The sequence below is a fragment of the Pseudarthrobacter sp. PvP090 genome (assembly GCF_040547365.1).
GTDB lineage: Bacteria > Actinomycetota > Actinomycetes > Actinomycetales > Micrococcaceae > Arthrobacter.
Window position 1 is genome coordinate 17542 of the sequence record NZ_JBEPPO010000004.1, and the last position, 14411, is coordinate 31952.

The following is a 14411-nucleotide window of genomic DNA, read 5'->3' on the forward strand; positions in this document are numbered from 1 at the left end:
TGGCATCCTTGGCTGACCGGGCCTGTGGCGACAGTCACAGGCCCGCCCTTCCGACCCGGCCCCCACGGCCCGGCCACCACGTTCAGAGAGGAGCGCCGTGGCTACGACGCAACCAGCAGCAGTGGACCGCCCTGCCACCATCCACGACATCGCCGCGCTGTGCGGCGTGGCGGCCTCCACCGTTTCGCGGGCCCTGTCCACGCCGGACCGGGTCAATGTCCGCACCCGCCAGCGCATCGAAGCTGCTGCTGCCCAGCTGCACTACATCCCCAACAGCCAGGCCAAGGCGCTGAGTTCCGGCCGCACAGGCGCGGTGGGAGTCCTGGTGCCGGATATCACCAACCCGTTTTACTTCGACCTCATCCGGGGCACCCAGCTCCAGCTCAAGGCGGCCGGCTACACCCAGCTGCTGGTGGACACGGAGGAGTCGGACGAGGTGGAAGCCAGCACCGTGGAACAGCTGCGAAAGAGTGCCGACGGCATCATCGTTGCCGCGTCCCGGCTCAGCGACGACGCCCTGCTGGCCGCGGCGGCCAAGATGCCCCTGGTCACCATCAACCGTGACGTTCCCGGCGTCCCCGCCGTCCTCATCGACACCCCGTCCGCCACCGGCCAGGCGCTCGACCACCTCATCTCGCTGGGCCACACCAGAATCGCCTACGTGGCCGGGCCGCTGACGTCCCAGTCGAGCACTCGGCGCTGGACCACGCTGTCCGGGGCGGCCGAGGAACGCGGCGTGGACGTGCGCCGGCTGGGACCGTTCGCGCCCAAGAAACAGTCCGGCGCGGCCGCCGCGGACGCCGCCGTGCACAGCGGCGTGACAGCCTGCATCGCGTTCAACGACCTCATCGCCATCGGCATGCTTCAGCGCCTCCGCGACCGCGGCATCCGCGTCCCGGAGGACATGAGCATTGTGGGCTGCGACGACATCTTCGGTGCCGATTTCTGCAACCCCCCGCTGACCACCATGGCCTCGCCGATCGAGCAGGCGGGCCGGGTGGCCGTTTCCATGCTGCTGGCCCGGCTGAATCCCCTGGCCGGCGGCGGCGCCCGCAACCGGTCCGTGATGCCCACGCACCTCACGGTCCGCGGCTCCACCGGGCCGGCTCCGCTGGCGTGACGGCGGGCGCGGGTTGGCGCCGCGGCTCCTGGCGTGCGTTTGCTCGCGGGCGCTGCGGTTTCCGGCACGCGCGGCGGTTTCACGCTGGCGCTGCGGGTTGACGCCTGCGCGAGGGGTATTCGCGTAGCGACCGGTAATTGGCGCAGCGCCATCCAATAGCCGCAGCGCCACTCAGGCGGACATAGTTGAGCGCGGTTGACACCGCTGGCTAGGCTTTGAGTCATGCGTGAACTCCAGGCGAAGATCATCGAAGAAATGGGCGTGCAGCCCCGGATTGACCCCGCCGGGGAGGTGCGTAAACGCGTCGCGTTCCTCAAGGATTACCTGAAGGCGACCCACACGAAGGGATTCGTCCTGGGCATCTCCGGCGGTCTGGACTCCTCGCTCGCGGGCCGCCTGGCCCAGCTGGCCGTGGAGGAGCTCGCCGCCGAGGGTGTGGACGCAAACTTCGTCGCCGTCCGCCTCCCGTATGGCGTGCAGCACGACGAGCACGACGCCCAGGCCGCCCTGGACTTCATCCAGGCCAAGACGGAGTGGACGTTCAACATCTCCGCGGCCGTGGATGGCTTTGAGGACGAATTCGAGAAGACCGTGGGCAACGGGATCTCCGACTTCCACAAGGGCAACACCAAGGCCCGCACCCGCATGATCGCGCAGTACGCCCTCGCCGGCGAGCACAACTACCTGGTCATCGGAACGGACCACGGGGCGGAATCAGTCACCGGCTTCTTCACTAAATACGGCGACGGCGGCGCGGACATACTGCCGCTGTTCGGGCTCAACAAGCGCCAGAACAGGGCACTGCTCGCCGAGCTCGGCGCCCCGGCCCGTGTCTGGGAGAAGGTCCCCACTGCGGACCTCCTCGACGGCCAGCCCGGCCGCACCGACGAGGACGAACTGGGCCTGAGCTACGACACAATCGACGACTACCTCGAGGGCCGCGACATCCCCGTGGCCGCAGCCGAGCTGATCGAACAGAAATACCTCCGCACGCGCCACAAGCGCACCGTCCCGGTCACCATCTTCGACACCTGGTGGAAGTAGCCGGCCCCTGGCTAAGTCGCTCCGGGGGCACTTTGCGCCACCGGCGGACCGTTTAGGCGCCCAGCGCCGGCGTGTCCGAGCCAATGTGCCCCCGGACGGCCGAAGGCCGGTGAACCACGACGCCGGGACTCACCTCGCCGGGTGCCCGCACCCGCCAGGGACCTACGCGGCGCCCTGCAACAGCGTCGAGATCCGGTGGGCCTCATCCATCAGGAGGCGGCCCAGCATCTCCTGGCGTTCCCCCTTGAAGCGCGGCTCGATGCCCGTCAGTGACAGAGCCCAGGCCGGCAGCCCCCGCTGGTCGAAGACTGCCGCCCCCATCCCCCAGCTGCCTTCCAGCACGAGCCCCGGATTCACCGAATAGCCGGCCTGCCGCGTCGCGGCCAGGTTGGCCCTGACGAGCGGCTCGGTGTGGGCGGTCGCGAAACTGCCCGCATGCGCGGGCCAGTCCGCCAGCAGGTCTTCCTGCTCCGTCTCGGGCAGGAACGCCATGATGGCGGTCCCGGCGGAGGCGACCCCGAGCGGGAAGCGGACGCCCTCGTGCAGCACGAAGGACCGCACCGGGAAGCTGCCCTCCTCGCGGAGCAGGCACACCGTTTCGGCGCCGCGCCGGATCGAGAAGAACGCGCTTTCGCCGGTCTCCTCGGCGAGCCGGCGGAGGCTTGGCCGGGCGATGTCCTCCAGCGGGAACCGCGCCGAGGCCACCGAACCCATCAGCAGGATCTCCGGTCCCAGCACCCAGTTGCCGCTTGCCGGATCCTGGTCCAGCAGCCCCTCGGCGGCCAGCGAGCTGAGCAGCCGGTGCACGGTGGGACGGGTGAGCCCGGATTCCCTGACGAGTTCCACGAGCGGGGAGCCTTCCGGTTTCCGCCCGACGATGCGCAGCAGGGACGCGACGCGGCTGACGACCTGCGCGCCCTGGACCGGTGTTGAAGTCATGATTTCCTCGGAAGTCGGGGGAACTCTGCCAAATCATCCACATTGTGGATGGTCCACAGCTTACCGTCCACACTGTAAAAACAGCACCCGCAAAAGAAAAACCGTCCATTGACAGTCTCCTTTTCGGCACCGTAGGCTCCAACACCAGGGAAACAGTCCACAAAGTGGATTGCGTCAAGGGCTCAATGAGGAGATGCAATGTCAAAGGTGAAATCCGGAGCGGCAGCCGCGCTGCAGGACGTACTGCGGGACGGCATGACGCTCGCCGTAGGAGGCTTTGGCCTCAGCGGCATCCCGGCCGACCTGATCGAGGCGGTGCGCGATTCGGGCGTCAAGGACCTCACCGTGGTTTCCAACAACATGGGCGTGGACGGCAAGGGCCTCGGCGTGCTGATTGAAGCCGGCCAGGTCCGCAAGGTCATCGCCTCCTACGTGGGCGAGAACAAGCTCTTCGCCGAGCAGTACCTCGCCGGCAGGCTGGAGGTGGAGTTCACCCCGCAGGGCACCCTGGCCGAGCGCCTCCGCGCCGGCGGCGCCGGTATCCCGGCTTTCTACACGAAGACCGGCGTCGGGACCCTCGTCGCTGAAGGCAAACCACTCGCGGAGTTCGACGGCGAGACGTATGTCCAGGAACGCGCCATCAAGGCCGACGTCGCCCTGGTGCACGCCCACACCGCCGACACCGACGGCAACCTGACCTACCGCTTCACCGCGCAGAATTTCAACCCCGTCGTCGCGGCCGCCGGCGCCGTGACCGTCGCGGAGGCCGAAGTCATCGTCGAACCCGGAGTCCTGGATCCCCACCACATCATCACTCCCGGGGTATTCATCCAGCGCCTGGTCCAGGCCAGCGACCGGGTCAAGGACATCGAACAGCGCACGGTCCGCCCCCGCGCCGAGGCGGCAGACGCCGAGGCAGCAAACTCATCCGCACCCGTTCCGGCCTGAGCGCCGGCCCCTACTTTCTTCAGGAGAATCATCATGGCTTGGACCCGGAATGAAATGGCTGCCATCGCGGCCGAAGAGCTCAACGACGGCGACTACGTCAACCTCGGCATCGGCATCCCCACACTGGTCGCCAACAACCTGCGCGAGGGCGTCCGCGTCGTGCTGCAGAGCGAAAACGGCCTGCTCGGGATGGGGCCGTTCCCCTACGAGGGCGAGGAGGACGCGGACCTCATCAACGCCGGCAAGCAGACCGTCACGGTCCTGCCCGGCGGCAGCATCTTCGACTCCGCCGCCTCCTTCGGCATGATCCGCGGCGGGCACGTCAAGGTCGCCATCCTGGGCGCCATGCAGGTCTCCGGGAACGGCGACCTCGCCAACTGGACCATCCCCGGCAAGATGGTGAAGGGCATGGGCGGCGCCATGGACCTCGTCGCCGGCACCCCGCGCGTCGTGGTCCTCACCGAGCACAACGCCAAGGACGGCACCGCCAAGATCGTCAAGGAATGCACGCTGCCCCTCACCGGGCTGAGCTGCGTTGACCGGATTATCAGCGACCTCGCGGTGTTTGACCTGGACAAGGTCGACGGCGTCCGGCGGCTCACGCTGACCCGTCTCGCCCCGGGCGTCACCGTGGAGGAACTCCGCGGAAAGACCGAAGCCGACTTCGACGTCGCCCCCTCCCTGGACGCAACCCCCACCCTTAACAGCATCACCCTTGAAGGAGCCACCGCATGAGCCTGCGCGAACAGTTCGGCAAAGATGTCCTGCTGACCGGCTGGGGCCACAGCCGCTTCGGCAAACTCACGGACGAAACCCTCGAATCCCTGATCGTCCAGGTCGCCACGGAGGCGATCGGCAACGCCGGGATCGAGCCGGGCCAGATCGACGAAATCTACCTCGGCCAGTTCAACTCCGGCATGATGCCGCTGGCGTTCCCGTCCTCGCTGGCCCTGCAGGTCTCGGAGCAGCTGGCCAACGTCCCGTCCACCCGGGTCGAGAACGCCTGCGCCTCCGGATCGGCAGCGTTCCAGCAGGGCACCAAGTCGCTGCTGGCCGGTACCGCGAAGACCGTCCTCGTGATCGGCGCCGAAAAGATGACGCACGCCGGGGCCGACGTCGTGGGCGCTGCGCTGCTCGGCGCCGACTACGACATGGCCGGCAAGGCCTCCAGCACCGGCTTCACCGGGCTCTTTGCCGAGGTCGCCAAGCACTACGAGAAGCGCTATGGACCGGTGTCGGATGTCCTGGGCACCATCGCCGCGAAGAACCACCGCAACGGCGTGGACAACCCCTACGCCCAGCTCCGCAAGGACCTCGGCGAGGAGTTCTGCCGGACCGTTTCGGACAAGAACCCGATGGTCGCCGACCCGCTGCGCCGCACCGACTGCTCCCCCGTGTCCGACGGCGCCGCCGCCGTCGTGCTGAGCGTCGCCCCCACCGGCGGGGCCACTGCCCCGGTCCGGCTCGCCGGATTCGGCCACGCGAACGACTTCTTCCCCACCGAGCGCCGCGACCCCACCGCCTTCACCGCGACGCGGGCCTCCTGGCAGCGCGCCCTGGGGATGGCCGGCGTCGGGCTCGGGGAGCTGGACTTCGCCGAGGTGCACGACTGCTTCACCATCGCCGAGCTGCTCATGTATGAGGCGATGGGGCTGACCGAACCCGGCCAGGGCGCCCGCGCCATCGAGGAGGGCTGGGTCTTCAAGGACGGCAAGCTGCCCGTCAACGTCTCCGGCGGACTCAAGGCCAAGGGCCACCCCGTGGGCGCGACCGGCGTCTCGCAGCACGTCATCGCCGCGATGCAGCTCACCGGCACCGCCGGCGACATGCAGCTGGCGAACCCGCGCCGCGGCGCCGTGCAGAACATGGGCGGGGTCGGCATCGCCAACTACGTCAGCGTGCTTGAAGCCCTCTGAGAAAGCCAACGCGGGGTCAGATACCGCCAGCGGCGTAAGGGGCCGTATCTGACGCCGCGTTGATTGTGGTGGTCGGGGTCGTGCGGTGCGAGCGGCGGCCGGCGGGTGCCGGGTGCCGGGTCAGGTGTAGTCGTTGTAGAAGCCGCGGCCGCTCTTGACGCCCAGCCAGCCTTTGGCGATGTAGTCCTGCAGCATGGGGGCCGATTTGTTCTCGACCCCGGCCAGCTCGCAGTAGTGGTTTTCGAGGTCGAGGACCACGTCCAGGCCCACCTCGTCCATGAAACGGAAAGGCGTGATCTCGGATTTAAAGAGGTCGGCAAACAAGGCGTCCACGTCCCGCGGCTCCGCCACACCCTCGGCAACGACCAGGAGCGATTCGCGCTTGATGGCCGCCCAGATCCGGTTGAAGATGAAGCCGGTACTCTGTTTGCGGACCCGATGCGGGACCAGTGCGTACCTGGGCAGCTCGGCCATGAGCAGTTCGATGATCCGCGGGTCGGTGTGGCCGCTGGACATCAGCTCCACCGAACGCACTTCCGGCGGCATGTAGAAGTGCATGTTCAGGACACGCTCGGGCTTGTTCACGCCGCCGATGAATTCGGAGGAAGCGAACGCCGAGGAGCTGCTGGCCAGCACGGCGTCCGGGGCGGCCAGCTGGTCAAGGTCAGCGAAGATGGCCTGCTTGAGGCCGAGCTTTTCCGGTACCGCCTCGACCACGAGCCACGAATCCCGCAGGGCGTCGGCGAGGTTGTCCCGCGCCGCGAGCCGGACCGCGGGGTTGCCCCCGAGCTCTTCCACGGCGCGGTGGCGCTGCGTGGCAACGTACTCGAGCGCGGCTCTGGCCACGGCGAGGCTGGTGTCGTAGACGCGCACTTCGGCGCCCTGGAGCGAGAGCATCAAGGCGATGCGCCGGCCCAGGGTTCCGCCGCCGACGACGGTAATGGGCCGGTCCGCGATGTTGGCGGGGAGCGTGTAGGTCATGCCAGTTCCTTTCAGCGGGCTGCCAACGATACGGGCGGCCAGATGGGAGCGGTTCGTGCTGATGCCCTTGGCGTCAATACAAGGGCAGGGACAGCGGCCAACACAAGAGCCGGCGGGCAGGGAGGACTAAACTCGATCCAAGCCCGCCCACCCCCATGCGAGGAGCCTCCATGCGCGCCACGATCATCCACGCCCCCGGCGACATCCGGGTTGAAGACCGTGACTATCCCACGGTCCAGTTGCCCACCGACGCCGTCGTGAAAGTCACCGCGTCCTGCGTCTGCGGCTCGGACCTGTGGCCCTACCGGGGCGTGCGGCCCACCCGCCGGCCCACCGCGATCGGTCACGAGTTCATCGGCACCGTGGAGAGCATCGGCTCAGGGATCACCGGTCTGGCCGTCGGCGACCTCGTGATCGCACCGTTCGTGGTCAGCTGCGGCGCCTGCCCCCAGTGCCTCAACGGCGTCACCGTGGCCTGCGACCATCTGGCGGGCTGGGGCGGCAAGGACGACGCCGGTCACGCGATCGACGGCGGCCAGGGCCAGGCGGTCCGCGTCCCGCTGGCCGACTCCACCCTGGTCAAGGTTCCCGGCGTCGCCGAGCCGGATGACGCCCTCCGGAAGAGCCTGCTCACGCTGTCCGACGTGATGGCCACCGGCCACCACGCGGCCCTCGCCGCGAAAGTCGGCCCGGGCCGGACCGTCGTGGTGGTGGGCGACGGCGCCGTCGGCCTCTGCGGTGTCCTGGCCGCCAAGCGGCTCGGGGCGGAACGGATCATTGCGATGTCGCGCCACGCCGACCGCCAGGCGGTCGCCCGCGAATTCGGGGCCACGGACATCGTGGAGGAGCGCGGGGACGACGGCGTCGCCAAGGTCCGCGAACTCCTCGGCGGAGTGCTGGCCGACTCCGTGCTGGAATGCGTCGGGACCAAGGAATCCATGGAACAGGCGCTGCACAGCACCCGCCCGGGCGGCGCACTGGGCTTTGTCGGAGTCCCCACCGGCGGCAGCGAGGTCCCGCTGCGCTACCTCTTCGACACGAACATTTCCATCGGCGGCGGCATGGCCCCGGCACGCACCTACATCCCGGAACTGCTGGCGGACGTCCTCGACGGCACGATCAACCCGGGCCGCGTCTTTGACGTCGTTATGCCGCTGGAAGAAGCCGCCGAGGCCTACCGCGCCATGGACGAACGGCGCGCCATTAAGGTCCTGCTGACCCCCTAATGGAAACGCCCGACGGCGGTCTTGTCCTGGCTCTTGTTCTACCGAGGGGACCGGGTCTACCGTGAGCGCATCAGCATCCGCCGCTGTCGAGGAGCCGTCATGGCCAGGTTTGTGCAGATCATCGAATTCCAGACCTCCCGCATCGAGGAAATTGAGGCGCTGGGCCGGCCGTCGAGGACCGAGGGAAGCACCCCGCCCACGTTCCGCCGGATCCTGGCCACCGCGGACCGCGACCGTCCCGGAACCTATCTCACCCTGGTCGAATTCGATTCCTACGACTCGGCGATGGAGAACTCAGTGCGGCCCGAGACCTCCGATTTCGCCGCACGGATGGCGGCCCTCTGCGACGGGCCGCCGGTGTTCCGGAACCTGGACGTGATGTGGGAGGACACCGGTAGTCCGACGGACCTTCCGTAGGGGCACGCCATGGACACTGCACATCCTGACCCGTCGGCCAGCAGTTCCCCCGCAGATCCTCTCGTGCTGGATCTCGGCGGGACGGGCACGGCGCCCCTCAAACTGGTGGGCGGCAAGGCCCTGAACCTCGGCAGACTCCTGGCGGCCGGGCTGCCGGTGCCGCGCGGGTTCTGCCTGACCACCGTCGCCTACGACCTGGCGGAACCACCCGGACTCGCAGCCCTCGCAGCCGAACTCGACGCGCCGCGAACGGCGGCGGGAACAGCAGCATCCGACGCGGCGCCCGTCACGGTGGCCGGGCGGGCCAGGGCACTGATCGAGGAAGCGCCGATCCCGCCCGCGGTGGATGCCGCCGTCCGCAGCGCCTACACGGACATGGGCGGAACCCTCGCGGTGGCCGTCAGGTCCTCGGCCACGGCGGAGGACCTGCCCTTCGCCAGTTTCGCCGGCCAGCAGGACTCCTACCTCGACGTCGTCGGCGCCGACGCCGTGGTCGAGGCGGTCCGCCGTTGCTGGGCGTCCCTGTGGAGCGACCGGGCGGTGGCGTACCGGTCCGCCAACGGGATCAGCAACCGCGACGTGGGACTCGCCGTCGTCGTCCAGGCCATGGTCGACGCCGCCACGGCCGGAGTGCTGTTCACCGCCAACCCCGTCACCGGGACCCGGACGGAGACGGTCATCAACGCGAGCCCGGGCTCGGGGCAGGCCGTGGTCTCGGGAGCAGTCAACCCGGACCAGTTCGTGCTGGACACGGCCTCCGGCGCGGTCAGGCTGCGAACGCCGAGAGGGACGGACCCCGGTCGCGACCCGGTCCTGAGCGGGCCCCGGCTGCAGGAACTAACGGCACTGGGAGACCGCGTCCAGCACCTCCTCGGGGCGCCCCAGGATATCGAATGGGCGGTCGACACCGCCGGCAGGACCTGGCTCACCCAGTCACGTCCGATCACCACGCTGTATCCGCTGCCCGAGCCCGCGCCCGAAGACGTCGCCGCCGGCGCCGCGGCGCCCACCCGGGTGTACCTGTGCGGCACCCTCTTCCAGGGGCTCACCCGGCCGATCACGCCGATGGGGCTGGCCGTCCTCGAGGTGATGCGCAACAGCAAAGGGCCCTGGCGGTACGTCAATCCGGGCTTGCGGATGTACGTGGACCTCACGGCGGTGGCCCGCAACAAGTCCGGCCGCGCCTACCTGCTGCGGGTACTCCCCCTGGCGGACGGCAGATCCGGTGCCGTGATGCCTGCCCTCCTAGAGGACCCCAGGTTCAGCCTCATCGAGCACCCGTTCCGGGCACGCCTGCGCAAGGCCGGGCCCGGGCGGCGCGTCCCGCCGCCGCCGCGACGCGCCGGCAGCACCGAGAAAACGGCCAGCCTCGGCCTCATCGCGGGGCTCATTCCGGCCATGATCCGGTCCGCGTTCCGACCCACCGCTGAGCTGCGGCGGGCCAAAAACTACGGCAGGGGGCTCGAGGCCGAGCTCCGGCTGGCCGAGCCCGCCAGCTCAGCGCAGCGGCTCGAATACACCGAGCAGATCCTGGGCCGGACGATTGACGGGCTGATCCGGGCCACGCTGCCGGGCCCGTCCGCTGGCTACATCTTGCTGGCCGTGGCCCGGCGGCTGCTGCGCGGCATCGCCCCGCCCCGGGAGCTGGAGGCTGTCCTGCGCGGCCTCCCCCACAACATCACGACCGAAATGGACCTGGAGCTTTGGAAGCTCGCCGTTTCCATCGGCGACGACCCGGTGTCGCGCGGGGAATTCCTGGCGAAACGCCCTGACGAGCTGTCCGCCGAATATCTCGCCGGCACACTGCCGCCCCAGGCCCAGGCCGGGGTGCGCGGCTTCCTCGCCCGCTACGGCCACCGCGCCGTGGCGGAGATAGACCTCGGCATGCCCCGCTGGTCCGAGGAGCCCGACCATATCCTCGGCATGATCTCCAACTACCTCCGCGTCGAGGATCCGGAGCAGGCTCCCGACCGGCAGTTTGCCCGGGCCGCCGAGCATGCGGAGGACAGGATCCGCAGCCTGGTGGACCGGGCGCGCGTCCGGAGCCCCTGGCGCGCACGGGCGCTGGAGCTCTGTCTACGCCGCGTGCGGCAACTGGCGGGGCTGCGGGAGCTGCCCAAGTTCTACATCGTCGCGGTGCTCGGCGAGATGCATCGGCAGCTGCTGCTGATCGGCGCGGACATGGCCTCGGCCGGCACGATCGCCGACGCCGAGGACGTGTTCTTCCTCGACTTCGACGAGATCCGCGTGGGACTGCGCGGCGCGGACCTGCACGGCATCGCCGCGGACCGCCACCGGCTGTACGACATTGAACTGCGGCGCCGGCGCATTCCGCGGCTGCTGCTGTCCGACGGCACCGACGTCGAGGCCGCCATGATGGCGAAGTCTCCGCCGTCCGGTGCCCTGACCGGGACACCGGCCTCGGCAGGCACCGCTACCGGACGGGTCAGGGTGATCATGGATCCGGTGGGCGCCCACCTCGAGCCCGGCGACATCCTGGTGGCCCCCTCGACGGACCCCGGCTGGACGCCGCTGTTCCTGACGGCCGGCGCGCTCGTCATGGAAATGGGCGGGGTAATATCCCACGGGGCCGTGGTGGCCCGCGAGTACGGCATCCCGGCCGTGGTGGGCGTCCCGGACGCCACCACCCGGTTGCGGACCGGCCAGACCGTCACCGTCGACGGCGCGGCCGGCACCATCCGCGAGGAGCCGTGACCCGGGGCATGCCGTGGCTGGACCAGGGCAGGCTGCCCTCACAGCTGTAGCACAGCTGTGCCAGATAGAATTGGGCGATGACCACACCGGCCCACCGGCCAACGCACCACGAGTCGTCCTTTCAGCTGTCCCGGCAACGGCCGCAACCATCCGGCGGCTCCTTCGCCCTGGCCCGAAAGGCCAGGAACGTCCTACAGCGGGTTCCGGTGTGGACCTGGCGGGTGCTGATGCACTCGGTGAAGGCCAGCGAGAACTCCCGCTTCAACGTGGACCCGATTACCGGCGTCGAATATTTCCACGACATCGATTTCGTGGGGGACGGCATCCGGGCGCACCGCCTCGACGTCATCGTTCCTCACGGGCCCGGCGGCACTACAGCAGCCGGCGTCGGTTCGCCGGGGGCGCTGCCCGTGTACGTGTACTTCCACGGCGGCGGCTGGACGTCCGGAGACAAGGCCTCGCTGACCAAGTACTGCGCCAGCCAGGCCGAGGGCGGCATGGTGGTGGTCAACGTGAACTACCGGAAGGCTCCGCGTTTCCAGATGGCCCACGTCCTGGCGGACGCCAACGCCGCGCTTGCCTGGGTCCGAAAGAACATTGCCGGCTACGGCGGCGACGGATCGCGGATCGTGCTCGGCGGCGACTCCGCCGGAGGCCAGATCGCGGCCCTCCTGACGGCCGCCAGCTTCCGGCCGGAACTGGCGCGGCACCACGGCCTCACCCCGGCCGTACCGGCGTCCGATTTCAAGGGACTCGTCCAGCACTGCAGCGTGGTGGACTTCTCCGTCTTCTTCGAAAAGGGCTTCGTGCTGAGCCTGAACTTCGTCCGCATGCTGCTTCCCGGACTCCGACCCGGCGGCCGGAACCGCGGCATCGGCGGGGGAATGCGCGGCGGCTTTGGCAGCAGGTTTGCCAGCTCCGGTCCCGGCCGGCTCGAGGCCCTCCGCAAGGGCGCAGGCTTCCTCTCACCGATCGAATGGCTGGATTCGCGCTTCCCGCCGGTCTTCGTGACCACCTCGGAACGGGACTTCTTCTACGCCGCCAACCTGAACTTCATTGCCCGGCTGCGCGCACATTCCGTCCCCGTGGACAGCCTCATCTACGACTGGGACAACTCCAACACCGAGCACACCTGGCAGCAGAACTTCCGCTACCCGGAATCTCAGGAAGTGTACCGCCGGCTGCACGCTTTCGTGCGGAAAGTGGCCTGAGGACTGCTGCTCCTCCCCCGCCCGGGTCCCGTCCGCCGCCGGCCCGGGCTATGTTTAGTCCATGGTGTCTGCCGACAGCAACACACAGGGCGACCGGGATCCTGAGGGATTCGGATCGGCGCTGGTTGACGAAGCCGCCCGCCGGGACGCCGCTCTGGGCGACGTGGACTGGACCGTCCTGCCCGAGGGGGCGGTACGGGGCACGTTCGAGGCCCCCAGCGGTCCGCTCGCCACGCTCTCCATGGGCACACCGGGCAACCCGCGGGTGCTCCTGATCCCCGGCGCCACGGGGTCCAAGGAAGACTTTGTCCTGATGCTGCCCGAGCTCGCCGCTGCCGGGTACTTTGTCCTGACCTGCGACATCGCCGGCCAGTACGAATCCGCCGGGGCGGGCCCGGAAAACCTCGTGCCTCCCCGCGCGCACTACGACTACGAGCTGTTCACCGATGACCTGCTCGCCATGCTCGACGCCGATGAGGGGGCCGCGCACGTCGTCGGCTACTCCTTCGCCGCGATCGTCGCCCAGGTGGCTTTTTCCCGGCGGCCGGAAAAATTCCGCAGCCTCACCCTGCTCAGCTGCCCGCCCGAACCCGGCCAGAGCTTCCGCGGCGTTCAGCGCATCGGACGGTTCAGCAGCTGGGTCAGCCCGAGGGTCGGGGCCGCGCTGATGATCTGGGGCATCCGCTTCAACGTCGTGCGTGTCCCGCCCAACCGGATTCGGTTTGTGAATCACCGGTTCCGTTTCACCCGCCGAAGTTCAGTGCGCGACATCGTCGGACTGATGCAGCACGCGCCGGATCTGAGGGCGGTGCTGGCGGCGGCGGCGCTGCCGAAGTTCGTCGCCGTCGGGGAACACGACCTCTGGCCGCTGGCACTGCACCGCCGCTTCGCGCAGTCCATCGGCGCCCGTATCGCCGTGTACCGGGGCGGACACAGCCCCAGTGAGACGTCGCCGCACCAGATGAGCCGGGACCTGATCGCGCTCTACGGATCCGTCTAGCGCGGGTGGTCGCGTTCCCATTGGCGGCGGCGGCGGCGCCGCCGGAACGGGCCCTCCTGCCTGAACTCGACACCGAAAGTGGTCCACGCCATCGACAGCCGGCGCCCGACGGAATGCCAGCTCGCCAGCGGCCGCGCGGAGACCTGAACGCGCAGCGTGGGGTCGCCGATCACCGTCACCTCGGGCGGGATCTGGTAGGAAATGTCCAGATCATCGTGCACCGGCGGGACGCCCCGATGGACGGAGCCGCGGATCCGGTCCCAGACGTCGGACCGCAGCGCGAAATTCGAGCCAAACAGCGGAGGATGTCCCAGCAGCCATCCGATGGCCCAGAAATATCCGGGAATGTAGACACTCGTGCCTACCCATCGGGCGAACCGGGTTGCGCCGTAGAAGTCGCCGGGGCCGGACACGGCGGACAGCGGGCCTGCCTTTTCGAGGATGGCTTCAACCCGTTCGAGCCAGTCCGCGGGTGGTATGGAGTCGGTGTCCAGCCGGGCAATCAGGTCGCAGCGAGCCTCGTCGAATCCGTACGCCGTGGAGGCGGCGATCCCCGGGAGTTCGACGGCGATCCGCCGGGCCCGGGCGGCGGCGCAGACCTCCGCGGTATTGTCCGTGCTGGCGTTGTCTATGACGACGATTTCATCCGCCGGGCGGGTCTGCCGGGCGAGTGCGGCGAGGCATCCGGCGAGCATGTCAGCGTCGTTCCTGGTTGGGATAACCACCGAGATTGTTGTCATATTGCCCCGACTATAGTCCGGCGATGGGACGAAATGCCCCCGTTGGACTCTTGCACCGCGGCCCCCGGACCCGTAGGTTGGGCAACAGCGGACGAATGTCTCCGCAGCCGTTGGCCTCCGGGCCGCCGGAGATCAGCAGCATTTCAGAAGGATA

Annotated in this window: 13 protein-coding genes; 10 read left to right on the forward strand and 3 right to left on the reverse strand. The window is 69.0% G+C overall.

Annotated elements, in window-relative coordinates:
• The first annotated feature begins 97 nt into the window (after positions 1–97).
• Positions 98–1120, forward strand: a complete 1023-nt coding sequence (locus ABIC21_RS05335; RefSeq protein WP_354349384.1) for a LacI family DNA-binding transcriptional regulator — start codon at positions 98–100, stop codon at positions 1118–1120.
• A 222-nt stretch (positions 1121–1342) separates the two neighbouring features.
• Positions 1343–2164, forward strand: coding sequence for an NAD(+) synthase (nadE, locus tag ABIC21_RS05340; protein WP_354349385.1), 822 nt, complete (start codon positions 1343–1345; stop codon positions 2162–2164).
• 162 nt (positions 2165–2326) lie between these two features.
• Here the strand turns inward: nadE and ABIC21_RS05345 are convergent, their stop codons facing one another.
• Positions 2327–3103 carry an IclR family transcriptional regulator gene (locus tag ABIC21_RS05345; RefSeq protein ID WP_354349386.1) on the reverse strand — a complete coding sequence of 259 codons (777 nt, stop codon included), beginning with the start codon at positions 3101–3103 and terminating at the stop codon, positions 2327–2329.
• Between the two features lie 198 nt (positions 3104–3301).
• Between ABIC21_RS05345 and ABIC21_RS05350 the strand changes: the two genes are divergently transcribed.
• Genes ABIC21_RS05350 through ABIC21_RS05360 form a run of 3 tightly spaced genes read left to right on the forward strand, consistent with a single transcriptional unit; the run spans position 3302 to position 5967 of the window.
• Positions 3302–4051 (forward strand): CoA transferase subunit A, encoded by a 750-nt coding sequence (locus ABIC21_RS05350; protein ID WP_354349387.1) that lies wholly within the window; start codon positions 3302–3304, stop codon positions 4049–4051.
• A gap of 33 nt (positions 4052–4084) precedes the next feature.
• Positions 4085–4786, forward strand: a complete 702-nt coding sequence (locus ABIC21_RS05355; RefSeq protein ID WP_354349388.1) for a CoA transferase subunit B — start codon at positions 4085–4087, stop codon at positions 4784–4786.
• Positions 4783–5967, forward strand: coding sequence for an acetyl-CoA acetyltransferase (locus ABIC21_RS05360; RefSeq protein WP_354349389.1), 1185 nt, complete (start codon positions 4783–4785; stop codon positions 5965–5967). The genes ABIC21_RS05355 and ABIC21_RS05360 overlap by 4 nt, the downstream gene beginning before the upstream one ends.
• Before the next feature lie 120 nt (positions 5968–6087).
• Here the strand turns inward: ABIC21_RS05360 and ABIC21_RS05365 are convergent, their stop codons facing one another.
• Positions 6088–6948: a 3-hydroxyacyl-CoA dehydrogenase family protein gene (locus ABIC21_RS05365; protein ID WP_354349390.1), complete on the reverse strand. Its 861-nt coding sequence runs from the start codon at positions 6946–6948 to the stop codon at positions 6088–6090.
• A 170-nt stretch (positions 6949–7118) separates the two neighbouring features.
• Here ABIC21_RS05365 and ABIC21_RS05370 point away from each other — a divergent pair, with 170 nt between their 5' ends.
• The 5 genes from ABIC21_RS05370 to ABIC21_RS05390 all read left to right on the forward strand — a co-directional run bounded on the left by ABIC21_RS05370 (position 7119) and on the right by ABIC21_RS05390 (position 13517).
• On the forward strand, positions 7119–8174 hold the full coding sequence (locus tag ABIC21_RS05370) for a zinc-dependent alcohol dehydrogenase family protein (protein WP_354349391.1): 1056 nt from the start codon (positions 7119–7121) through the stop codon (positions 8172–8174).
• Between the two features lie 99 nt (positions 8175–8273).
• Positions 8274–8591 (forward strand): hypothetical protein, encoded by a 318-nt coding sequence (locus tag ABIC21_RS05375; protein WP_354349392.1) that lies wholly within the window; start codon positions 8274–8276, stop codon positions 8589–8591.
• 9 nt (positions 8592–8600) lie between these two features.
• The gene (locus ABIC21_RS05380; RefSeq protein WP_354349393.1) at positions 8601–11306 is read left to right on the forward strand and encodes a PEP/pyruvate-binding domain-containing protein; all 2706 of its coding nucleotides are present in this window, start codon (positions 8601–8603) and stop codon (positions 11304–11306) included.
• Positions 11307–11383: 77 nt separating this feature from the next.
• Positions 11384–12517 carry an alpha/beta hydrolase gene (locus ABIC21_RS05385; protein ID WP_354349394.1) on the forward strand — a complete coding sequence of 378 codons (1134 nt, stop codon included), beginning with the start codon at positions 11384–11386 and terminating at the stop codon, positions 12515–12517.
• A gap of 61 nt (positions 12518–12578) precedes the next feature.
• The gene (locus ABIC21_RS05390) at positions 12579–13517 is read left to right on the forward strand and encodes an alpha/beta fold hydrolase (protein ID WP_354349395.1); all 939 of its coding nucleotides are present in this window, start codon (positions 12579–12581) and stop codon (positions 13515–13517) included.
• Here the strand turns inward: ABIC21_RS05390 and ABIC21_RS05395 are convergent.
• Positions 13514–14257, reverse strand: a complete 744-nt coding sequence (locus tag ABIC21_RS05395) for a glycosyltransferase family 2 protein (RefSeq protein WP_354349396.1) — start codon at positions 14255–14257, stop codon at positions 13514–13516. The two genes, ABIC21_RS05390 and ABIC21_RS05395, sit on opposite strands and share 4 nt — an antisense overlap.
• Between the last annotated feature and the right edge of the window lie 154 nt (positions 14258–14411).